The sequence below is a fragment of the Bradyrhizobium sp. FW305-F6 genome (genome assembly GCF_058782905.1).
Genome location: NZ_JBYSYD010000001.1, coordinates 1,654,445 through 1,675,744, shown reverse-complemented (window position 1 = coordinate 1,675,744; position 21,300 = coordinate 1,654,445). Strand labels below are relative to the sequence as shown.

Sequence of the window (21,300 nt, the reverse complement as noted above, 5' to 3'; positions counted from 1 at the left end):
TCACCGCGCCCGCTTGCGGCGGGCTATCGTATTTGAGAATGTTTCCCTGCGGCCATCCTTCGAGACGCCCGCTTTGGGCGGGCTCCTCAGGATGAGGGCGGAGTGCGCGGCAACAGTCTCAACGGGCACTGACGCTGATTAGCCTCATCCTGAGGAGGCGCGTCAGCGCCGTCTCGAAGGACGAGGCGTGCACGAAGGCCGTCGCCACAAGTCACTCGATAGCTCTGCGGCTTGCGGGGAGAGGGAGGATGCTACGCAACCCGCCACTCCGGCACGCCATCCCCGGCCATCGCCAACTCGCCGATTGAGCCGACCGGCGTGCGATCCATGTCCAGCAGATGCGCGAGTGTCGCATTGTCGCTCGCCGGAATCCGCGCCAGCGTGCGCCGGTCGTCTTCCGTGCGCAGCATCGCCACGCCGTGTTCGACATCGCCGCCGCGGCCGTAGAGCACGGTAAAGCTTTCGACCTTGCCCCTGCCGTTTGCCTCCGCCGCGAACTCCGGCACCGCGCGCTTGTTGCGGTCGGCTTCACCTTGCACACTGGTCTCCTGCGACAGCGTCTCGCGCGGCGGTGCCTTCGCCACCACCAGCGCGTGATGCTTGGTGACGAAGCCGCCCTGGCCATAGAGCAGCCCGAGCTTGGCGCCGTCGCGCACGCGCCGCACCATCGCGCATGCGGCATGCGTCATGTAGGTGTTGAGCGGCGCGCCGAAGAAGGTGAGGCCGCCGGTCACGGTCGGCTGCACGTCGTCGCCGAGCCCCAGCGTCCGCCGCGCCATCTTGGGCACGCAGGGGAAGCAGCTGTAGAGCTCGATCGCGTCGAATGTCCTGCCGTCGCCGTCGGCAAGATCCATCGCCGCCTTCAGCACGGCGTTCTGCGGATGGCTCTCGTAGAATTGGTCGCGCAACAGATAGTCGCGCGGCTCCTCGGCGGAGGCGCCGCCGAGCGGATACACCAGCTTGTCTTCGGCGATGCCGAGCGCGCGCGCCTTGGCAAGGCTGGTCAGCAGCAGCGCGCCGCCCATGTTGACGCTGGGGTTGGCGACCATCAGCTTGTTGTAGGGCCAGGCGATCAGCCGGTTGTCGGCGCTCGGCGTCGTGATCTCCTCCGGCGTATGGCGCCGCTTCAGCCAGGCATTTGGGTTCTGCGCGGCGGCTTCGGAATAGCGCGACCACAGCGTGCCGGATTCCGCCATGGCCTCGCGCGGCGTCTGGCTCCAATGGGCGGAGGAGGCTGCCTCGTAGAACGGATAGACCGTGACGGGTCGGAACACACCGAGCTTCACCGCGAGCGGCTTCTGAAACGCCGCGCCGCGCTTGGGTTCCTCGACGTCATGGGCGAACGGCGTCCATGGCAGCTTGACGCCGGCGCGCTCGGCCTTGGTCGCGGTCGACTGCGCCTCGGCGCCGCAGACGGCCGCCACGCTGCACTCGCCGCGCGCGATGCGCTTGGCGGCTTCGTGGATGTAGCGGATCGGACTCTCGCCGCCGACGGGACCGTAATAGCAATGCGCAGGCGACACGCCGAGGCGCTGCGCCAATAGCTGCTCCGGATCGCGATAGCGCCAGCTCAGGAAGTTGACGACGTCGAGCGACTGCACCTCGCCGAGCAGTTTTGCGCCGGCGTCCTGCTCGGCCCGCCGCAGCGCTTGCTCCAACAGATCGAGCGGCTCGAGGCCGTCTGTAATTTCTTTCGGACGGTCGACGATCTCGCCGATGCCGACGATGACGGGGATGCGGTCTTCGGGGAGAGGGGAATTGGTCATTTCTTCTTGCTTCACGTTTCAGATATTGGGTACGCCGTCGTCCTTCGAGGGCCGCTGAAGAAGCGGCCACCTCAGGATGACGGCTATGGATACAGCGTCATCCTGAGGTGTGAGGCCGGCGGCGCAGCGCGCCGTCGGACGAGCCTCGAAGGATGGGCCGCGGACACCGCTCCGGTCGCACACACCATCACTCCGCCACCAGCGCATTCATGTGCTCGACGGCTTCGGCGAACTCTTCCTTGAACTCCTGCACCACGGCGCCTGCCGATTTCACGCTGTCGATCAGGCCGACGCCCTGGCCGACGAAATAGCTGACGAGATCGCGGGCCCGGGCGTTGCCGCCCGCGGCGGCGCGGTCGATCGAATTGAAGGCGTCGCGGCTGATGATGCTCTGCAGCGGCATCGGCAGCGCGCCCGGGCTGTCCGGTGCGCGGTCCCAAGCATCGGTCCAGACCGAGCGGAGCTGCCGCGCCGGCTTGCCGGTGCGGCCTTTCGAGCGCACCGCGTCGCGCGAGGACGCCGCGATCATCTTCTCGCGAAAGATCTCGGATGTCTCGGACTCGACCGTGGCCAGCCACACCGAGCCGGTCCAGGCGCCGGCCGCGCCCATCGCCATGCAGGCCGCCATCTGCCGGCCGGTCATGATGCCGCCGGCCGCCAGCACCGGCACGTCGCGGATGTTCCTGATCGCCTTGATCACCTCCGGCACCAGCACCATGGTCGAGACCTCGCCGCAATGGCCGCCGGCCTTGGTGCCCTGCACCACGAGGATGTCGACGCCCGCCGCGACCTGGCGCAGCGCGTGCTCCTTGGCCCCGACCAGCGCTGCGACCGGCACGCCATGCCTCTTGCCCATCTCGATCATCGCCTTCGGCGGAACGCCCAACGCATTGGCGATCAGCCGGATCGGATGGTTGAAGGAGATTTCGAGCAGCTCGAGCGCGGTTTTCGCATCGAACGGCTGCGGCTGATCGGCTGCGACCTCAGTGGTCGTCAGCTCGATGTCGTATTTCTCCAGGAGATCGCGCGTGTAAAGGCGATGCTCCTGCGGCACGCGCGCTTCCAGGCTCTTCCAGGTGACGTCTTTCTCGCCTGATGTCGAGATGTTCTCCGGGATCAGCACGTCGATGCCGTAAGGCTTGCCATCGACATGCGCGTCGATCCACTTCAATTCGCGCTCGAGCGTGTCAGGCGTGTGCACGGTCGCGCCCAGCACGCCGAAGCCGCCGGCGCGGCTGACCGCGGCGACGACATCGCGGCAATGGCTGAAGGCGAGCAGCGGGAATTCGATGCCCAGCATGTCGCAGATCGGCGATTTCATGGCTCTCTCCCGGCGGCTCCTCGCGTTCGCGTTGCTTTCCCTCACGAAGCAAAGCGACGCTAGCCGATCGACACGCGCGATGCCACGCCGGATTCGGCAATGCATCTTGCGTGTAGGCGTTGCGCTCTTTCCACAGGCCCGCTGCGTCCCAGGTGAGGCCGTCATTCCGGGGCTCGCGTCAGCGAGAACCCGGAATCCATCTTTCAGAGCATTCCTGCCGGCACGATGGATTCCGGGCACGCCCTGCGGGCGCCCCGGAATGATGAGAGGGAGCTTGCCATGACGAAACGGTGAGACGCCCCGCCCGGCAATGCGTCTCGGAGGCCTTGCCATTCGGCATTGTCGGGCTAATTAATGCAGACGCATCCTTTTTCCCGGAGCCCCGCATGACCGACGCCCCCGCCTACGTGCCGCCCAAAGTCTGGACCTGGAACAAGGAGAACGGCGGGCAATTCGCCAGCATCAACCGCCCGATCGCCGGGCCCACCCACGACAAGGAGCTGCCGGTCGGCAAGCATCCGCTTCAGCTCTATTCGCTGGCGACGCCGAACGGGGTGAAGGTTACGGTGATGCTGGAGGAGCTCCTGGCACTCGGCCACAAGGGTGCTGAATACGACGCCTGGCTGATCAAGATCGGCAATGGCGACCAGTTCGGCAGCGGCTTCGTCGACATCAACCCCAACTCGAAAATTCCGGCGCTGATGGATCGCTCCGGACCCGAGCCGATCCGGGTGTTCGAATCCGGCTCGATCCTGTTCTACCTCGCCGAGAAGTTCGGCTCCTTCCTGCCGAAGGAGGTCAAGACCCGAACCGAGACGATGTCCTGGCTGTTCTGGCAGATGGGCAGCGCCCCCTATCTCGGCGGCGGCTTCGGCCATTTCTATGCCTATGCGCCGACCAAGATCGAATACGCCATTGACCGTTTCGCGATGGAGACCAAGCGCCAGCTCGACGTGCTCGACCGTCGCCTCGCCGATAACGAGTACCTCGCGGGCAAGGAGTACACGATCGCCGATATGGCGGTGTGGCCCTGGTATGGCGCACTCGCCAAGGGGCTGGTCTACGGCGCCGGCGAGTTCCTCTCCGTGCAGGACTACAAGAACGTGCAGCGCTGGACCGACCAGATCGCGCAGCGCCCCGCCGTGAAGCGCGGGCGCATGGTCAACCGCGTCTCCGGCGATCCCGCGAGCCAGCTCCACGAGCGCCACGACGCATCCGATTTCGAGACGAAGACTCAGGACAAGGTCTCCCCCGCAACGTAGGGCGCTTTCCTCACCTCTCCCCGCTTGCTGCAGGGCGATCGCATATGGGTTTTTGAAAGGCCTGAGCGCACGCCTCGCCCTTCGAGACGACCGCTTCGCGGTCCCTCAGGGTGAGGCTAGGCGGCACCGGCGCTCGTTGAAACCAGCGCAACGCACTCAGTCCTCATCCTGAGGGCCCGCCAACGGCGGGCGTCTCGAAGGATGGCCAGAGGCAATATCGCTCCCATATGCGATTGCCCTGCCGCTTGCGGGGAGAGATCGAATTTGATCGCAGACGAATGCGGGTGAGGGGGTACAGGCCTTTAGCTCAAAGAGCGAAGGCGGAAGCGTTGCCCACCAATCGGCGTGATCCGCAAGAAAGACGTGGGGCGCGGCGCCACGCGCCTTTGCCCCCTACCTCTTTTTCACGCCTTCCGCTGCCGGAAACACCACGCGGTCATCGGTGCGGCAGTAGCGGTCGGCGAACATGCGGCCGATCGGGTGATAGCGGTCCATGTGCACCCGCATCGCGTCGTGGTCCCACAGCTCGTCGCGGATGTGGAAGTGGAGGCCTTCGCCCATGATCAGCCGGCGATCGTCGTTGACGTCGATCAGCTTCCAGAGCTTGCACTCCATCGCCCACGGCGTGTCAGCGAGCCGTGGCACTGAGATTGTCGTCGAGGGCGCAAGCTTCAGCCCGAGATAATCGGGCTCGCCGATCTCAGGCGGAAAGTCTCCGCTGCTCTCGTGCATGGCCCGGGCCAGCGGCTCGTCCGCGATATTGACCACGAACTCGCCGGTGCGCTGGATGTTGAGGAAGGTGTCCTTGTCCTGTCCGTTCGGCTTGCGGTTGGCCGCGAACATGCAGAGCGGCGGATCCTCGCAGAAGGCGTTGAAGAAGCTGAACGGGGCGGCATTGACGACGCCGGTCGGCCCGAGCGTGGTCACCCACGCGATGGGCCGCGGCAGGACGAAGGACGTCAGCACCTTGTAGCGCTCGCGAGGCGTCAGATCGCTGGCGGCGTAGTCCATGGCGGCTCCTGGGCAAGTCGTCATTGCCGGGCTTGACCCGGCAATCCATCAATTTCGAAGAAATGTTCCCTTCGATGGATGCGCGGGTCAAGCCCGCGCATGACGAGCAGAGATCACGCCATGCTCAGCTCGTGCCGTCCGACCACCATCCAGTGCACCTCGTCCGGACCGTCGGCGAAGCGCAGGTGACGCACGTCCTGGTACATTTCGGCGAGCGGGGTCCAGTGCGAGATGCCCGTGGCGCCGTGGATCTGGATCGCCTGGTCGATGATCTTGCAGGCGCGCTCCGGCACCATGGCCTTGACCATGGAGACCCAGACGCGGGCTTCCTTGTTGCCGAGCACGTCCATCGCCTTGGCGGCCTTCAGCACCATCAGCCGCATCGCCTCGATCTCGCAGCGCGCCTGCGCGATGATCTGCATGTTGCCGCCGAGATGGGCGATCTTCTTGCCGAAGGCTTCGCGAGTGAGGCCGCGCTGCACCATCAGGTCGAGCGCCTTCTCTGCCTTGCCGATGGTGCGCATGCAGTGATGGATGCGGCCCGGGCCGAGGCGGAGCTGCGAGATCTCGAAGCCGCGGCCTTCGCCGAGCAGGATGTTCTCCTTCGGCACCCGCACGTTGTTGAAGCGCATGTGCATGTGGCCGCGCGGAGCGTGGTCCTGGCCGAACACGTGCATGGGGCCGAGCACCTCGACGCCGGGCGTGTCGCGCGGCACCAGGATCTGCGACTGTTGCTTGCTCGGCGCCGCGTCAGGATTGGTCTTCACCATCACGATGAGGATCTTGCAGCGGGGATCGCCGACACCCGAGATGTAGTACTTCTCGCCGTTGATGACCCATTCGTCGCCGACGAGCTTGGCGGTCGTAGAGATGTTCTTGGCGTCGGAGGAGGCGACGTTCGGCTCGGTCATGACATAGGCCGAGCGGATCTCGCCGTTGAGCAGCGGCTTCAGCCATTTCTCCTTCTGCTCCTTGGTGCCGACGCGCTCCAGCACCTCCATGTTGCCGGTGTCGGGCGCCGAGCAGTTCATGGTCTCGGACGCCAGCGGGCTCTTGCCGAGCTCGGCCGCGATATAGGCGTAGTCGAGATTCTTCAGGCCCTGGCCGGTCTCGTCGTCGGGCAGGAAGAAGTTCCACAGGCCTTCCTGCTTCGCCTTGTTCTTGGCCTTCTCCAGCACTTCGAGCTGCTTCGGCGTGAAGCTCCAGCGATCCTCCTTGCCTTCGCCGGCCTTCGCGAACTCGATCGACATCGGCTCGACCGTGTCACGGATGAACTTCTTGACGTGGTCGTAGAGCGGCCGGACCTGCTCCGACATGCGGAGGTCGTTGAGCTCGTCGCCGGGATTGAGGGTGTAGTTGGTGGTGCGGGGAATGTAGGTGTGTTTTGTCATTGGTCCTCCCGGGAGCGCTAGAATGTGTTGAGCGAAGAATAGTCGCAGCGCCGCGAAAGTGCGAGCGCGCATTTTCACCCGCAGGCATGCCACGCGATGGAATTCGCGAGGACGTTTGAAATGTTGTTTGAATGAGGGTGCGAAAAATCCTCCCAATGTCGTCCCCGGACAAGCGCGCCACAAGCGCGCGCAGATCCGGGACCCATAACCACAGGAAGACGGTTGGCGAAGACTCGGAGTGACCGGCTCGCTCCATAACCGCTCCCTGGGGCTATGGGTCCCCGCCTTCGCGGGGACGACACCGGCTTTGTGCCAGCTCAGTTCGGCATCCGATGCATCGCGCAGATCTTGTTGCCGTCGAGATCGCGCAAGTAAGCCAGATACAGCTTGCCACCAGGGCCCTGACGCACGCCGGGCGGATCCTCGATGGATTTTGCGCCGGCCGCGACACCAGCCGCGTGCCACGCGTCGACCTGCTCCGGCGAATTGGCGGCAAAGCCGATCGTGCCGCCGTTCGCGCAGGTCGCCGGCTCGCCGTTGATCGGCTTCGACACCGAGAACACGCCGGTCTTGGTGATGTAGAAGATGCGATGGCCGTCGACCCTGGCCGGCCGCACCTCGAGCGTGCTCAGCAGATTGTCGTAGAACGCTTTTGCCTTGTCCAGGTCGTTGGTGCCGATCATGACGTGCGAGAACATTTGCCCATTCCCTCAGTGTTTGCAGCCCGGATGGAGCGAAGCGAACTCCGGGTCTTGCTTGCTTGTGGCAATCCCGGATTGCGCTTCGCTCCATCCGGGTTACGAACTGCTGAACTAGAAGGCCGTATAGCCGCCGTCGATCACGAACGTATCCGCGGTGTGATAGGACGAGGCCTTGCTCATCAGATACACCGCGATGCCGCCGAAATCGGCCGCCTCGCCGAAGCGCCGCATCGGTATGCGCGGCATCACGTTGCCGACGAACTTGTCGTTGGCCATCAGCCCCGCAGTCATGTCGCTCTTGATCCATCCCGGCAGGATCGCATTGGCGGTGACGCCGTGGCGCGCCAGCTCGACGCCGAGCGCGCGCACCAGCGCGTTGATGGCGGCCTTAGTCGCCGCATAATGCTCGTTGCGCGCGGTGCCGAAGATCGAGGCGAGGCTCGAGGTCGCAACCAGCCGGCCGAAGGGATCGCCGGCATTGGCGCGCTCGGTCATGTGCTTCGCGGCCGCCTGGAACGCGTGGAATACGCCGTCGAGATTGGTCGCAAACATCGTGCGCCACTCTTCCTCGGTGCGCTCGATGAAGGACCGCCTTCCGCCGCCGCCGATGCCGGCATTGGCGAAGCAGCCGTCGACCCGGCCGAAGGTATCGAGCGTCGCCTTCATCGCTGAAGCGACCGAGGCAGGATCGGTGACGTCGCAGACGCGGGCGTCTACCTTGCCGGGAGCGCCGGCCATGCTGGCGGCAGCCGCCTTGTTCTTGTCCGCATTGCGGCCCCAGATCGAGACGTTGCAGCCCTGGGCCGCGAGCGCCTGCGCGATGCCGAGCCCGATGCCGCCATTGCCGCCGGTGATCACGGCCACGCGGCCGGTGAGGTCGAAAATGTTCATGGCGCGTTTCCTGTTCTTCTTGGTCTGCGGCCCATCAGCCGCTGCGCACAAGATTGCTTGCTATGCTGCGATCACCATGGACAAGAGCGCGCCAAAAATCAAATATGCGCCCCGGCCAGGCAAAATTCCGGTCTGCGAAACTGACGCAGGCGCAACCGACGAGGAAACCATGCAGTTCAAACACGTCACGCTCGATTTCGATGGCGCGGTCGCGATCCTCAAGCTCGACCATCAGGAGGTGATGAACGCGGTCTCCGTCGACATGCTGGGCGGTCTCTCCGAAGCGCTCGATGCGATCGAGGAGAAGAAGAATGAGGTGCGCTGCGTGGTGCTGACCGGCGCGGGGCGGGCGTTCTGCACTGGTGCGAATCTGCAAGGGCGCAACGACCAGTCGAAGAAGACCAAGGCCGGCCTAACGCTCGAGACCGGCTTTCACCCCTTCCTGCGCCGTATCCGCAACCTGCATTGCCCGATCGTCACTGCGGTCAACGGCCCCGCCGCCGGCGCCGGCATGAGCTTTGCGCTGCTCGGGGACATGATCCTGTGCGCGCGCTCGTCCTATTTCCTGCAGGCCTTCCGCCGCATTGGCCTCGTGCCGGATTGCGGCTCGACCTGGCTCCTGCCCCGGCTCGTCGGCCGTGCCCGCTCGATCGAATTGTCGCTGATGGGCGAGCGGCTTCCGGCCGAGAAGGCGCTGGAATGGGGCCTCGTCAACCGCGTCTATGACGACGGCGTGCTGATGGAGGAGGCGATGAAGCTCGCGCGCGATCTCGCCAGCGGGCCGACCGTGGCACTCTCTCTGATCCGCAAGCTCTATTGGGACAGCCCGGAAAATTCCTTCGAGGATCAGCTCAATCTCGAGTTCCAGTGCCAGCTCCGCGCCGGCGACACCCAGGACTTCCGCGAGGGCGTCGGCGCGTTCCTCGAGAAGCGGCCCGCGCAGTTCAAAGGCAAATGATCGAAGCGGAGCTTTCGCGCAGTGCCAGGCGCTGGTGCCCGGGCGCGACCGGCGTCACGGGCGCGGCAAAGCTGTCCGGCGGCGCCAGCCAGGAAACCTGGCGGTTCGACATCACCCATCCCGACGGCGTGATCGGCGCGATCCTGCGCCGTTCGCCAAAGGGGTATGGCGCCGCGCCGACCCGTGCGGCCGGTCTCGCCGCTGAAGCGCAACTGATGCAGCTGGCCTACGAGGCCGGCGTGCCGTCTCCCCGCGTGATGCACGTGCTCACGCCGGAGGACGATCTCGGCACCGGCTTCATCATGCAGCGGGTCGAGGGCGAGACCATCGCGCGCAAGATTCTTCGAGATGAGGAGTTTGCTGCGGCGCGCCCCATTCTGGCGCGGCAGATCGGCGGCATTCTCGCTGGCCTGCACAGGCTGCCGCAGGACAGATTGCCTGAATTGCGCAGCAGGGGCGCGACCCAGGAGATAGCGGAATTCGAGCGCGACTACCGCAGCCTGAACTGGCCCAAGCCCGTGTTCGAGCTTGCACTGCGCTGGCTGCGTGATCATGATCCCGGCCCATCGGGCGAGACCACGCTGGTGCACGGCGATTTCCGCAACGGCAACCTCATCATCGGTCAGGATGGCGTGCGTGCAGTGCTGGACTGGGAACTCGCCCATCTCGGCGATCCCATGGAGGATCTCGGCTGGGTCTGCGTCAACTCCTGGCGCTTCGGCGAGATCGACAAGCCCGTCGGCGGTTTCGGTTCGCGCGAGGAATTGTTCGCGGGTTATGAGGCCGCCGGCCGCAAAGTCGATCCCGAACGCGTCAAGTTTTGGGAAGTGATGGGCACGTTGCGCTGGGGCATCATGTGCGGCGGCATGATGCAGCGCTTTCGCGAAGGACCGGACCATTCCATGGAGCGCGCCATGATCGGCCGCCGCGCCAGTGAGACCGAAATCGATCTGTTGCGGCTGCTGGCGCCGCGCGGGAGTTGAGCCATGCAGGACGAACCCACACCGATCGAGCTGACCAAGGCCGTCGCCGATTTCCTCCGCAACGACATCACCCCCCTGATCTCAGGCCATCAGGCCTTCAAACTCCGCGTCGCCATCAACATCCTCGATCTCGTCACGCGACAGCTGACGCGGGAGGAGGGGAGCGACGCCAACGAGGTCGAGCGCCTGCGCGCGCTGCTCGGCGAGGACGGCTCGGTGATGGAGCTGAACCGCGCACTCGCCGAGCGGATCGCCAAGGGAGAAATCGATCTCGCAACCCCGGGCCTCACCGAGCACCTGTGGGCGACTACGATGGACAAGCTCGCAGTCGACCAGCCGAACTATGCTTCGTACAAGCGCGAGGTGGGGCGCAATCCGTAAGACGGGTAGAGCGCAGCGCTCCCCGTCATTCCGGGGCGTCGCGGAGCGACGAGCCCGGAATCCATTTATCCGCGCGTTCTGCCGCCTAATGGATTCCGGGCTCGCGCCTGACGCGCGCCCCGGAATGACCGCGCAGGCGCGGTCACTTCCCCACCCATTTCGGCGGCCGCTTCTCGGAAAACGCCTTCGGGCCCTCGATGTAATCCTGCGAGGCCACCATGGCTTGTACCGCCGGATAGTCCCGCTGGTCCGCGATCGCCTGCTCCAGCGAGACGGCAAGCCCCTTCTGGATCGCCTGCTTCGAGGCGCGGATCGACATCGGCGAATTCTTGGCGATCATGTCGGCCCAGCGCAGTGCGGCGTTCAGCGCCTCGCCCTGCGGTACCACCTCGTTGACGAAGCCGAGTTCATGGCCCTCCTTGGCGCTGACGTGGCGTGCGGTCAGGATCATGCCCATCGCGCGCTTCAGCCCGATCTGGCGCGGCAGCCGGTGCAGGCCGCCGGCGAGCGCGGCGAGCCCGACGCGGGGCTCCGGCAGGGCGAAGGTGGCGTTCTCCGAGGCGATGATGAGGTCGCAGGCCAGCGCGATCTCGAAGCCGCCGCCCATGGCGACGCCGTTGACGGCGGCGATGATCGGCTTGTCGCAGTCGAAGCGGGAGGTGAGACCGGCAAAGCCGCCCTTGTCCCAGCCGCGCTTGCCGCCGGCCGCCTGCCACTTCAAATCGTTGCCGGCGCAGAACGCCTTGTCGCCGGCGCCTGTGACGATCGCGATCCACTGCTCGGGATCGCCCGAGAAATCGTCGAACACCTTTTGCAGTTCGAAATGCGCATCGGTGTGCAGCGCGTTGTAGACCTCGGGCCGCGACAGCGTCACGATTGTGATCGGCCCCTTGCGTTCCACTTTCGAAAACTTCAGCTCCATCGTGCGCTCCCGCATTTTCTCGTGAAGGAATATTTGACGACATACTACCGCGCGCCGGCGGCAGAGCACCATCGAATTGCGCAATGCGCCTTGCGCGCGCCACACGCTTCGGTTTGCTTGACTTGCGCGCGCTCTTCTCCGCTTAATCGTGCGAAGCATGAGCGCGCCTAGCGCCTTAACGCAAAACCACAAAATCAGTCCGGGAGAGAAGCTTTGGATTTCTCATTGCCTGCCGACCTCGTCGCCTATCTCGCAGAGCTCGACCGTTTCATCGAACGCGAGATCAAGCCGCTGGAGGAGGCCGACGACAACATCCGCTTCTTCGACCATCGCCGCGAATGGGCACGCACCGATTTCGAGAATGGCGGCCTGCCGCGCCACGAATGGGAAGCGTTGCTGCGCAAGGCCAAGGATCTCGCCGACGCCGCCGGGCACCTGCGCTTTCCGGTACCGAAGCAATATGGCGGCAAGGACGGCTCCAACCTCTGGATGGCCGTGATCCGCGAGCATTTTGCTGCCAAGGGTCTCGGCCTGCACAACGACCTCCAGAACGAGCACTCGATCGTCGGCAACTTTCCCGTCGTCACCATGCTCGACCGCTACGGCCGCGACGACCAGAAGGCGATGATCGACGGCTCGATCAGGGGCAAGTACCGCATCACCTTCGGCCTGACCGAGCCGCATCACGGCTCGGACGCCACCCACATGGAGACGCGCGCGGTCCCCGCGACCCGCGACAACGTCAAGGGCTGGATCATCAACGGCGAAAAGATGTGGACCACCGGCATGCACGTCGCCACCCACTGTGCGCTGTTCGCGCGGACAAGCGGCAATGACGGCGATGCCCGCGGGATCACCTGCTTCCTGGTTCCCGCGAAGAGCCACGGGGTGAAGGTCGAAGAATACATGTGGACCTTCAATATGCCGACCGATCATCCGCGCGTCAGCTTCACCGACGTCTTCGTGCCCGAGGATGCGCTGTTCGGCGAGGTCGGCCGCGGCCTGTCGCTGGCGCAGTGTTTCGTGCACCAGAACCGCATCCGCCAGGCGGCGAGCTCGCTGGGGGCCGCCGTCTACTGCATCAACGAGAGCGTGAAGTATGCCCGCGAGCGAAAGCCGTTCGGCCGGGCGCTCGCGGAGAACCAGGCGATCCAGTTCCCGCTGGTCGAGCTCGCCACCCAGGCCGAGATGTTGCGCCTTCTGATCCGCAAGACCGCCTGGGAGATGGACCAGCTCACCGAGGAACAGATCGAGCGTACGCTCTCCGACCGCGTCTCGATGTGCAACTACTGGGCAAACCGCCTCTGCTGCGAATCCGCCGATCGTGCCATGCAGGTCCACGGCGGCATGGGCTATTCACGCCACAAGCCGTTCGAGCACATCTATCGCCACCACCGGAGATATCGCATCACCGAAGGCAGCGAGGAGATCCAGATGCGCAAGGTGGCGGGGTTCCTGTTCGGCTATATGGGGCCGGGGAAGCATTGAGTCGTTACCGCGCGTTATCTCTCCCGAGTCGTCCCCGCGAAGGCGGGGACCCATAACCCCAGGGAGAAGCGTGGCGCGGGAAAGCAACTCCGTGTCGTCGCCAAACTCTACCCTGTGGATATGGGTCCCGGGCTCGCGCTGCGCGCGCCCCGGGACGACGAAATGGATAGACCGCGGATCAATTCACCCTTCGGTCTTTCCCCTCCCAATACGGCTCGCGCAATTGCCTGCGCAAAATCTTGCCGCTCGGATTGCGCGGCAGCGCCGGCAAAAACTCCACGCTCTTCGGCGTCTTGTAGCCGGCGATGCGGGTCCGCGTGAAGTTGATGATGTCGGTCGCGGTCGCCTCTTTGCCGGGCTTCATCACCACCACGGCCTTCACCGCCTCGCCCCATTTGTCATCGGGCACGCCGATCACGGCGGCTTCGGCGACGTCGGGGTGATCGCACAGCGCGCTCTCGACTTCGGCAGGGTAGATGTTCTCGCCGCCCGAGATGATCATGTCCTTGATGCGGTCGTGGATGTAGAGATAGCCGTCCTCGTCCATGTAGCCGGCATCGCCCGTGCGCAGCCAGCCGTCGCTGCGCAGCGTCGATGCGGTCGCCTCCGGCAGGTTCCAGTAGCCGGCCATGTTGGAGCCCGAGCGCGTCGCGATCTCGCCGACCTGCCGCGGCGGCAACGGCTTGCCGTCAACATCCAGGATCGCGATTTCCACGCCCGGCAGCGCCTTGCCGGCCGAGCGCATCCGCTCCAGCCCCTCGACGTGATCCTCGGGCGGCAGCGCGACGATGGTGCCGGTGGTCTCGGTCATGCCGTACATCTGCACGAAGCCGCATTTGAAGACCTCGATGCATTCCTTCAGCAGTGCCGCCGGAATCGGCGAGGCGCCATACAGCATGTATTTCAGCCTGGAGAAATCGACCGTCCTGGCGCGCGGTTGCCGCACCACGAACTGCATCGCCGCCGGCACCATGAACAGTTTTGTGATGCCCGACTGCTCGAAGAAGTCCAGAACCTTGGTCGGATCGAACTCGCGCGCGATCACGCCGCGGGCACCGTGATATAGCCCCATCACGCCCCAGCCGGAGCCGCCGATGTGGAAGATCGGCATCGCCACCAGCGAGACGTCGTCGGTCGACCACCGGTTCCACTCCGGCTTGTCCTCGGCATTGCCGGTCTGCACCAGGTTCAGGAAGTTCGCGTGGCTCAGCATCGCGCCCTTCGGCTTGCCCGTCGTGCCCGAGGTGTAGAGCTGGATCGCGATGCCGCGGGTCGCGATCGGCACCTTGGGATCCTCGCCGCTCTGCGCATCGCGCCAGGCCGTAAAATCCTGCCATTCCGGCGCGCCGCCCTCGGTGGTGATGATGCTGCGGACGCCCGGAATCTGGTCCCTGATCTGGCGCACCTGTGCGATGAATTCCGGTCCCACGAACAGCACCGGCGCCTTGCAGTCCGCAACGATGAAGGCAACCTCCGGCCCCGCGAGCCGCCAGTTCACCGGCGCCATCACGGCGCCGGCCTTCATCGCGCCCATCAGCAGCTCGAAATAGAGGTCGCTGTTCTTGCCGAGATAGGCGATGCGATCGCCGGATCTCACGCCCATCGCGATCAGGGCGTTGGCGACCTTGTTGGTCTTGATGTCGAACTCGGCGAAGCTGGTGGTGCGGCCCTCGAACTCATAGGCGATGGCGTTGCCGCGGCTCTTTGCACGCTCGCGCACCATGTCGGCGAGATTCGCCAATGGCTGTGTGGACATGTTTCTCCCGTGACGCTTTGTTCTTGTACGGGGAGTGTGGAGTCAATCGCGGGTGATGACAAGATGGGAGGCCCGCTGTCGTCCCGGACAAGCGCGCCCTAAGCGCGCGCAGATCCGGGACCCATACGCCGCAGCAGGGATTTGGCGACGACTCGGAGTGACCTGTCTCGCTCCACGACTCCTCCCTGTGGTTATGGGTCCCCGCGTTCGTGGGGACGACAGTTGAGGTGGCGCGAGAGCGTCAGCTCCTGATGCCCCGCATCCACACAACCTCGCCTTCACCCCCGCTTCGCGCGGTCCTTCTCGTTCTGCGCCATGATGCTCTCGCGCGCGGTCTTCCAGTCGTCGTCGCTCCAGTCGCGGAGCTGGTAGAAATTGCCGCCCATGGCCAGCGCCTGCGCGCCGTCCATGGCGATTGTCTCGCCGTTGATCCAGTTGCAGCCGCCGGAGATCAGGAACACGGCGACGTTCTGCAACTCCTCCATGGTGCCGACGCGGCCCATCGGGTTCATCGCCTTGGTGCGCGCGCCGGCCTCGTCACCGGGCTTGATGCGCTTGCTCATGCCCTCGGTCGGGATCTCGCCCGGGGCGATGGTGTTGAGGCGGATGCCGTGGCGGCCCCATTCGGTCGCCAGCGACATCGTCATGGCGTGAATCGCCGATTTGCTCATTGCCGACGGCACCACGTAAGGCGAGCCGTTGCGCACCCAGGTCGTGGTGATGGAGACGACGTTGCCGGGCTGCTTCAAGGCGATCCAGCGCTTGCCGACCGCATGGGTCACGTAGAACGTGCCGTGCATGACGATGTTGGCGACCGCATCGAAGCCGCGCGGCGACAGCTCCTCGGTGCGCGAGATGAAATTGCCGGCGGCGTTGTTGATGAGATCGGTGAGGGGACCATCGCGGAAGATGGTCTCGATCATCTCCTCGACCGCGAGCGCGTTGCGGATGTCGACGCCGTGGCTGGTGACGCGGCCGCCATACTGGGCCATCAGCTCGGTCGCGGTCTCGTCGCACACGATCTTGCGCCGGCCGCAGATGTGCACCTCGGCGCCGAGCTGGAGGAAGCGCGTCGCCATCGACTTGCCGAGACCGGTGCCGCCGCCGGTCACGAGAATGCGCCGGCCGGCCAGAAGATTTTCCTTGAACATGGCTGTTTCCCCCGTAGGGATTGTCAGTTAATTGGTCGATTGACTAAATCCGTCCGCCGGCGTCCTGTAAAGCGGCAACCGGTCAAGAACAAGGGAGAATTCGTCCATGGAAGAGCGCGTCTCGATCTCGATCTCGGAAGGCGTCGCCGACGTGCGCCTAGTGCGCGCCGACAAGATGAACGCGCTGGATCAGGCCATGTTCGAGGCACTTGTTGCGGCAGCGGAACGGCTTTCGAAGGAAAAAGGCGTGCGCGCCGTCGTGCTCTCGGGCGAAGGCCGCGCCTTCTGCGCCGGTCTCGACATGGGACGTTTTGCCGCCATGAAGGAGAAGGGCGGCAACGGAATTCCGGGCGGCGAAAATCGTGATCTCACCAAGCGCACGCACGGCCTAGCGAACTTCCCGCAACAAGCGGTGTGGGGCTGGCGCCAGCTTCCGGTGCCCGTCATCGCAGCCGTGCACGGCGTCGCCTTTGGCGGCGGCTTCCAGCTCTCGCTCGGCGCCGACATGCGGTTTCTCTCGGCGGACGCGCGGATGTCGATCATGGAGATCAAATGGGGCCTCGTGCCTGACATGGCGGGCACGCCGATCCTCGCCAGCCTCGTGCGCGACGACATCCTGCGCGATCTCACCTATACGGGCCGCATCTTCTCGGCGCAGGAGGCGATGACATACGGCCTCGCCACCCGCATCTGCGACGATCCACGCGCGGCAGCGCTGGAGGTTGCGCGCGAAATCGCGGGAAAAAGCCCCGATGCGATCCGCGCGGCCAAGCGGATGCTGAACAACCTTTCGGTCGATCCCGGCCCGGCGCTGCTGGCGGAATCCGTCGAGCAGCAGAAGCTGATCGGCAGCGCCAACCAGACTGAGGCCGTGCGGTCGAATCTGGAGAAGCGTGCGCCGAAATTCGCGGATTAGCTTTCCGTCATTCCGGGGCGCAGCGTAGCGGCGAGCCCGGAATCCATCAGGCCGCATGCTCTGCCGTAAAATGGATTCCGGGTTCGATGCTACGCATCGCCCCGGAATGACGACCCGAGTGGTGTCCACGTGTCAACCCGGCGAAAGATCGGACAACAACAATGAGCGAAACGTCCCCCTTCCTCGGCATCGTCTCCGGCGACCGCCGCCGCAGCCACACAGAGGTCGCCGCCCGCGCCGACCGCATCGCCTCCGGCCTCGCAAAAATCGGCGTCCGCCAGGGCGATTGCGTCTGCATGCTCATGCGGAACGACATCGCCTTCCTCGAAGCCGCCTATGCCACGATGCGCCTGGGTGCCTATGGCGTGCCGATCAACTGGCACTTCAAGCCGGAGGAGATCACCTACATCCTGAACGACACCGGCACGTCCGTGCTGATCGGGCATGCCGACATGCTGCACGCCCTGCGCGGCGCCATCCCGGAGGGCGTCACCGTCCTCAGCGTGCCGACCCCGCCGGAGATTTTGTCCAGCTACAAGATCGATCCCGATGATCTGAAGACCCCCGGCTTCGCGATCGACTTCGAATCCTGGCTCGCGCAACACCCGCCTTATGACGGCCCGGTGGTCCCGCAGCCGATGAACATGATCTATACGTCAGGCACGACCGGTCACCCCAAGGGCGTGCGGCGCAACGCGCCGACACCAGAGCAGCAGGCCGCCGGCGAGCGCATGCGGGCGATGATCTACGGGCTCAAGCCCGGCGCCCGCGCGCTGCTGCCGGGGCCGCTTTATCACTCCGCGCCGAATTCCTTCGGCATCCGCGCCGGCAAGCTCGGCGGGGTGCTGGTGCTGATGCCGCGCTTCGAGGCCGAGGAATTCCTGGAAGCGATCGAGCGCTATAAGATCGACACCATCTTCATGGTGCCGACCATGTTCATTCGCCTGATGAAGCTGCCCGAGGCGGTGCGCAGGAAGTACGACGTTTCCTCGCTGCGCCACGTGATCCACGCCGCCGCGCCGTGTCCGGCCGACGTCAAGCGCGCCATGATCGAGTGGTGGGGACCGGTGATCTACGAATTCTACGGCTCGACCGAATCCAGCGCCGTGACCTTCGCGACGTCGGAAGATGCGCTCAAGAAGCCCGGCACCGTCGGCAAGATCTCGCCCGGGGCCGAGCTACGCTTCATCGGCGAGGACGGACGCGTGCTCGGCGTGGGCGAGATCGGCGAGATCTATTCCCGCATGGCCGAGATGGCCGATTTCACCTACCACAACAAGCCGGAGAAGCGCGCCGAGATCGACCGCGACGGCTTCATCACCTCGGGCGACGTCGGCTATATCGACGAGGACGGCTACGTCTTCATCTGCGACCGCAAGCGCGACATGGTGATCTCAGGGGGCGTCAACATCTACCCCGCTGAGATCGAGTCGGTGCTGCATGCCGTGCCCGGCGTGCACGATTGCGCGGTGTTCGGCATTCCCGACGCCGAGTTCGGCGAGGCGCTGATGGCGGTGGTGGAGCCGCAGCCCGGGATCACGCTCGCTGCCTCCGATGTCCGCGCCGCGCTGAAGGCGCATCTGGCTGATTACAAGGTCCCCAAGCACGTCGAGATCCGCACTGGCCTGCCGCGCGAAGATTCCGGCAAGATCTTCAAGCGCCGCCTGCGCGATCCCTATTGGGAGCAGGCGGGCCGGAAAATTTAAGGCGGTGCCGTAGGGTGGGCAAAGCGAAGCGTGCCCACGAATTCTTGCTTATGGAGACAGATCGTGGGCACTGCGCAAGAGCGCCTTTGCCCACCCTACGAGACAACCGATGGGGAAAGAAATGACCGATACAGCAACCGAAGTCCTCTACACTGTCGCCGACCACATCGCGACCATCACCCTCAACGCGCCGGAGCGCATGAACACCATCTCCGGACCGATGCTGAACGACCTCGCCCGGCTGCTGACGGAGGCCAATGAGGACAACAACGTCCGCGTCGTGATCCTCACCGGGAAGGGTAGGGCGTTTTGCGCCGGGCTCGACCTGCGCAAGGAGCGTGACGGCAACGGCCTCAGCGCTGCCTCATCGCCGACCACGATCAACCTCCGCAACACGCCGCCGACCATCCTGCATGCGATGGACAAGCCGACCATCTGCGCCGTCAATGGCGGCGCCGCCGGCTACGGCATGGACACGGCGCTCGGCTGCGACATCCGCATCATGGCGGAGTCGGCCAAGCTCGCCGCCGCCTTCGTCAAGCGTGGCGTGGTGCCGGAATCCGGTGGCACCTGGCTGCTGCCGCGCATGCTCGGCTGGGCCAAAGCCTCCGAGCTGATCTTCACCGGCCGCACCCTCAGCGCGCGCGAGTGCCTGGATTGGGGCCTCGCCAACGAGGTGGTGCCGGATGCCGAGTTAATGGCTCGCGCCACGGCGATCGCCCGCGAGATCGCCGCCAACGCGCCGCTCGCGGTGCAGGCCTCCAAGCGCATGATGCGGATGGGCCTCAACGAGAATTTCCAGGACCATGTCCACCACGTCTATCTCCAGCTCCTGCCACTGTTCAAAACCGCGGACATGGCCGAGGGCATGAAGGCCTTCATGGAGAAGCGCGAGCCGAAGTTCGAGGGCCGGTAGCCGAGGCTAGCTGGTGCGCGCAGGAGTAGCAATTATCGACCGGCTCGGCTAGGTTGGCGTTCCCACGCCAATTTGTTGCGATCGTCCATGCCCTCCTATCGTGCCGGTTTCTTCGAAGTCCCCCATGCCGCCGTCTACGTGCTGATGACGGTGACAGTGCTCGCATCGGGGTTCTGCTTCATCCAGGCGGGCGGTCCGGCGGCGCCGGGGGAGCTGCTGTATCGCTACGGCGGCATGTATGCGGGCGCGATCGCGCGGCATGAATACTGGCGCCTCGTCGCCTATGGCTTCCTGCACGTCAATTTCGTTCATCTCACTATGAACATGCTGTGTCTCGTGCTGTGGGGCGCGCATCTGGAGCGGCGGGTCGGGCCGGCCTATTTCCTCATCATTTACCTCTGCGCGATGGTGCTCGGCGCCGTCATCGGCAATGGCATCCATTCGACGCCGTATTTGACGGTCGGCGCGTCCGGCGCCACGTCGGGCATTCTGGGCGCGCTGCTTTGCTTGTGGATCCTCGGCAAGCTCGAGGTCGGGTTCGATTTCTTCGCGATCAACATCGGCTTGAACATTGCGTTCGCGTTCGGCAATTCGCGGATCGATTGGGGCGTTCACCTCGGTGGTTTTGCGGCCGGGCTGATCGTCTGCGCACTGCTGGACTTGGTCGAAAAAGCGAACGTGTGGGTGCTTCGTTGCAAATTTCCCGAACCCATGAAGGTCAATCTGACCCTGCTCGGGTGCGTCGTCGCGCTGTGGGCCTGGAGCGGTCCGGGCCAGGCGATGGCTGCCAGCGGGTCTGGATGGATCCCGGCTTTCGTTGCCGTGGTTGCGTCTTGCGCGGTCGTGAAAGCGATCGATGTCGCGCTCTCCGTCAGGAGGGGCCTTGCGATCGCCGTAGCGATTCTCGCTTGTATGAACGCGGCCGCCGTGACGCTGTCCGGTTGGGTCCTGGCATCGTCTTGCACCCCGCGCTGGCCCACCGGGGCCGTTCCGCTCGACAACTTGCTCGCCGCATTCTGCCCCAATCCCGTCCTCATTTCCGGGCTCGCCGCGATCGGCGCCGCCGCGCTGACGCTCTGGCTCTGCTCAAAGGAGATATCGCGCGGGATCGAGGATGTTGGATTTGTCGGCGCATCGCTGCGTGCCGAACGCAACCGGCGTCATGGACTATGACCTCGCGGGACGTGCTATAAGCCCGTAGCCCGGGTGAGCGCAGCGATACCCGGGACGGTGAGAGTCAGGTCCCGGATGTCGCTTCGCCCATCCGGGCTACGTTACCGTCGTAGCAGAAACAGATTTCGTACCTATATGCACGGGATCGTTGTTTTCCGGATCGTCTCATGGCCCCCGTTTCCATCCTGCTCAACATCCTCTGGATCCTCTTCGGCGGCGCCTGGATGGCGTTCGGCTGGGTGATCGCCGCGGTCATCATGGCCATCACCATCATCGGCCTGCCCTGGGCGCGGGCGGCGTTCAACATCGCGGTCTACACGCTGCTGCCGTTCGGCTCGCGCGCGGTCAACCGCTACGACGTGACCGGTGTCGAGGATATCGGCACCGGTCCGCTCGGGGTGATCGGCAACATCATCTGGTTCGTGCTCGCCGGCTGGTGGCTGGCGCTCGGCCACCTCCTGACCGCGCTGGCGCTCGCGGTCACCATCATCGGCATCCCCTTCGCTTGGGCACATCTCAAGCTCGCGGGCATCGCGCTCTGGCCGATCGGCAAGGTGATCGTGCCGGCTTGAGGCGAACGCGTAGGATGGGTAGAGCGCCAGCGAAA

At 65.0% G+C, this 21,300-nt stretch carries 19 protein-coding genes; 10 read left to right on the top strand and 9 right to left on the bottom strand.

Annotated elements, in window-relative coordinates:
• Nucleotides 1–251 precede the first annotated feature (251 nt).
• Nucleotides 252–1,766 carry an acetyl-CoA acetyltransferase gene (locus tag AC3WLX_RS08175; protein WP_492335434.1) on the bottom strand — a complete coding sequence of 505 codons (1,515 nt, stop codon included), beginning with the start codon at nucleotides 1,764–1,766 and terminating at the stop codon, nucleotides 252–254.
• 187 nt (nucleotides 1,767–1,953) lie between these two features.
• A complete protein-coding gene (locus AC3WLX_RS08170; RefSeq protein WP_492335433.1) occupies nucleotides 1,954–3,087 on the bottom strand; it encodes a nitronate monooxygenase in 1,134 nt (377 codons plus the stop codon).
• A gap of 386 nt (nucleotides 3,088–3,473) precedes the next feature.
• Between AC3WLX_RS08170 and yghU the strand changes: the two genes are divergently transcribed.
• Nucleotides 3,474–4,349, top strand: coding sequence for a glutathione-dependent disulfide-bond oxidoreductase (gene yghU / locus AC3WLX_RS08165; RefSeq protein ID WP_492335432.1), 876 nt, complete (start codon nucleotides 3,474–3,476; stop codon nucleotides 4,347–4,349).
• Nucleotides 4,350–4,742: 393 nt separating this feature from the next.
• Here the strand turns inward: yghU and AC3WLX_RS08160 are convergent, their stop codons facing one another.
• From AC3WLX_RS08160 to AC3WLX_RS08145, 4 genes are all read right to left on the bottom strand, one after another.
• Nucleotides 4,743–5,360 carry a flavin reductase family protein gene (locus AC3WLX_RS08160; protein ID WP_492335431.1) on the bottom strand — a complete coding sequence of 206 codons (618 nt, stop codon included), beginning with the start codon at nucleotides 5,358–5,360 and terminating at the stop codon, nucleotides 4,743–4,745.
• A 113-nt stretch (nucleotides 5,361–5,473) separates the two neighbouring features.
• Nucleotides 5,474–6,751: an acyl-CoA dehydrogenase family protein gene (locus AC3WLX_RS08155; protein ID WP_492335430.1), complete on the bottom strand. Its 1,278-nt coding sequence runs from the start codon at nucleotides 6,749–6,751 to the stop codon at nucleotides 5,474–5,476.
• Nucleotides 6,752–7,068: 317 nt separating this feature from the next.
• On the bottom strand, nucleotides 7,069–7,449 hold the full coding sequence (locus AC3WLX_RS08150; protein WP_291627552.1) for a VOC family protein: 381 nt from the start codon (nucleotides 7,447–7,449) through the stop codon (nucleotides 7,069–7,071).
• A gap of 114 nt (nucleotides 7,450–7,563) precedes the next feature.
• A complete protein-coding gene (locus AC3WLX_RS08145) occupies nucleotides 7,564–8,343 on the bottom strand; it encodes an SDR family NAD(P)-dependent oxidoreductase (RefSeq protein WP_492335429.1) in 780 nt (259 codons plus the stop codon).
• A gap of 169 nt (nucleotides 8,344–8,512) precedes the next feature.
• Between AC3WLX_RS08145 and AC3WLX_RS08140 the strand changes: the two genes are divergently transcribed.
• The 3 genes from AC3WLX_RS08140 to AC3WLX_RS08130 are packed head-to-tail and all read left to right on the top strand — an operon-like array spanning nucleotide 8,513 to nucleotide 10,665.
• Nucleotides 8,513–9,301 (top strand): enoyl-CoA hydratase/isomerase, encoded by a 789-nt coding sequence (locus AC3WLX_RS08140; protein WP_492335428.1) that lies wholly within the window; start codon nucleotides 8,513–8,515, stop codon nucleotides 9,299–9,301.
• The gene (locus AC3WLX_RS08135; protein ID WP_492335427.1) at nucleotides 9,298–10,284 is read left to right on the top strand and encodes a phosphotransferase family protein; all 987 of its coding nucleotides are present in this window, start codon (nucleotides 9,298–9,300) and stop codon (nucleotides 10,282–10,284) included. Before AC3WLX_RS08140 ends, AC3WLX_RS08135 begins: the two co-directional genes overlap by 4 nt.
• A gap of 3 nt (nucleotides 10,285–10,287) precedes the next feature.
• Entirely contained in the window at nucleotides 10,288–10,665 is a 378-nt protein-coding gene (locus AC3WLX_RS08130) for a DUF6285 domain-containing protein (RefSeq protein WP_492335426.1), read from the top strand.
• A gap of 142 nt (nucleotides 10,666–10,807) precedes the next feature.
• Here AC3WLX_RS08130 and AC3WLX_RS08125 read toward each other — a convergent pair whose 3' ends face one another.
• Nucleotides 10,808–11,587, bottom strand: a complete 780-nt coding sequence (locus tag AC3WLX_RS08125; protein WP_492335425.1) for an enoyl-CoA hydratase-related protein — start codon at nucleotides 11,585–11,587, stop codon at nucleotides 10,808–10,810.
• A 213-nt stretch (nucleotides 11,588–11,800) separates the two neighbouring features.
• On the opposite strand from AC3WLX_RS08125, the gene AC3WLX_RS08120 reads away from it, so the two are divergent.
• Nucleotides 11,801–13,075 (top strand): acyl-CoA dehydrogenase family protein, encoded by a 1,275-nt coding sequence (locus AC3WLX_RS08120; RefSeq protein ID WP_291627564.1) that lies wholly within the window; start codon nucleotides 11,801–11,803, stop codon nucleotides 13,073–13,075.
• 178 nt (nucleotides 13,076–13,253) lie between these two features.
• On the opposite strand, the gene AC3WLX_RS08115 is transcribed toward AC3WLX_RS08120, so the two are convergent.
• Together AC3WLX_RS08115 and AC3WLX_RS08110 are read right to left on the bottom strand one after the other, a co-directional pair.
• On the bottom strand, nucleotides 13,254–14,831 hold the full coding sequence (locus AC3WLX_RS08115) for a fatty acid--CoA ligase (protein WP_492335424.1): 1,578 nt from the start codon (nucleotides 14,829–14,831) through the stop codon (nucleotides 13,254–13,256).
• 278 nt (nucleotides 14,832–15,109) lie between these two features.
• On the bottom strand, nucleotides 15,110–15,982 hold the full coding sequence (locus tag AC3WLX_RS08110) for an SDR family oxidoreductase (RefSeq protein ID WP_492335423.1): 873 nt from the start codon (nucleotides 15,980–15,982) through the stop codon (nucleotides 15,110–15,112).
• Nucleotides 15,983–16,088: 106 nt separating this feature from the next.
• On the opposite strand from AC3WLX_RS08110, the gene AC3WLX_RS08105 reads away from it, so the two are divergent.
• The 5 genes from AC3WLX_RS08105 to AC3WLX_RS08085 all read left to right on the top strand — a co-directional run bounded on the left by AC3WLX_RS08105 (nucleotide 16,089) and on the right by AC3WLX_RS08085 (nucleotide 21,265).
• The gene (locus AC3WLX_RS08105; RefSeq protein ID WP_492335422.1) at nucleotides 16,089–16,898 is read left to right on the top strand and encodes a crotonase/enoyl-CoA hydratase family protein; all 810 of its coding nucleotides are present in this window, start codon (nucleotides 16,089–16,091) and stop codon (nucleotides 16,896–16,898) included.
• Nucleotides 16,899–17,059: 161 nt separating this feature from the next.
• A complete protein-coding gene (locus AC3WLX_RS08100; protein ID WP_492335421.1) occupies nucleotides 17,060–18,604 on the top strand; it encodes an acyl-CoA synthetase in 1,545 nt (514 codons plus the stop codon).
• 121 nt (nucleotides 18,605–18,725) lie between these two features.
• Entirely contained in the window at nucleotides 18,726–19,520 is a 795-nt protein-coding gene (locus AC3WLX_RS08095) for an enoyl-CoA hydratase/isomerase family protein (RefSeq protein WP_492335420.1), read from the top strand.
• 87 nt (nucleotides 19,521–19,607) lie between these two features.
• Nucleotides 19,608–20,693: a rhomboid family intramembrane serine protease gene (locus AC3WLX_RS08090; protein ID WP_492335419.1), complete on the top strand. Its 1,086-nt coding sequence runs from the start codon at nucleotides 19,608–19,610 to the stop codon at nucleotides 20,691–20,693.
• Nucleotides 20,694–20,860: 167 nt separating this feature from the next.
• Nucleotides 20,861–21,265 carry a YccF domain-containing protein gene (locus tag AC3WLX_RS08085; protein ID WP_291624491.1) on the top strand — a complete coding sequence of 135 codons (405 nt, stop codon included), beginning with the start codon at nucleotides 20,861–20,863 and terminating at the stop codon, nucleotides 21,263–21,265.
• Nucleotides 21,266–21,300 lie beyond the last annotated feature (35 nt).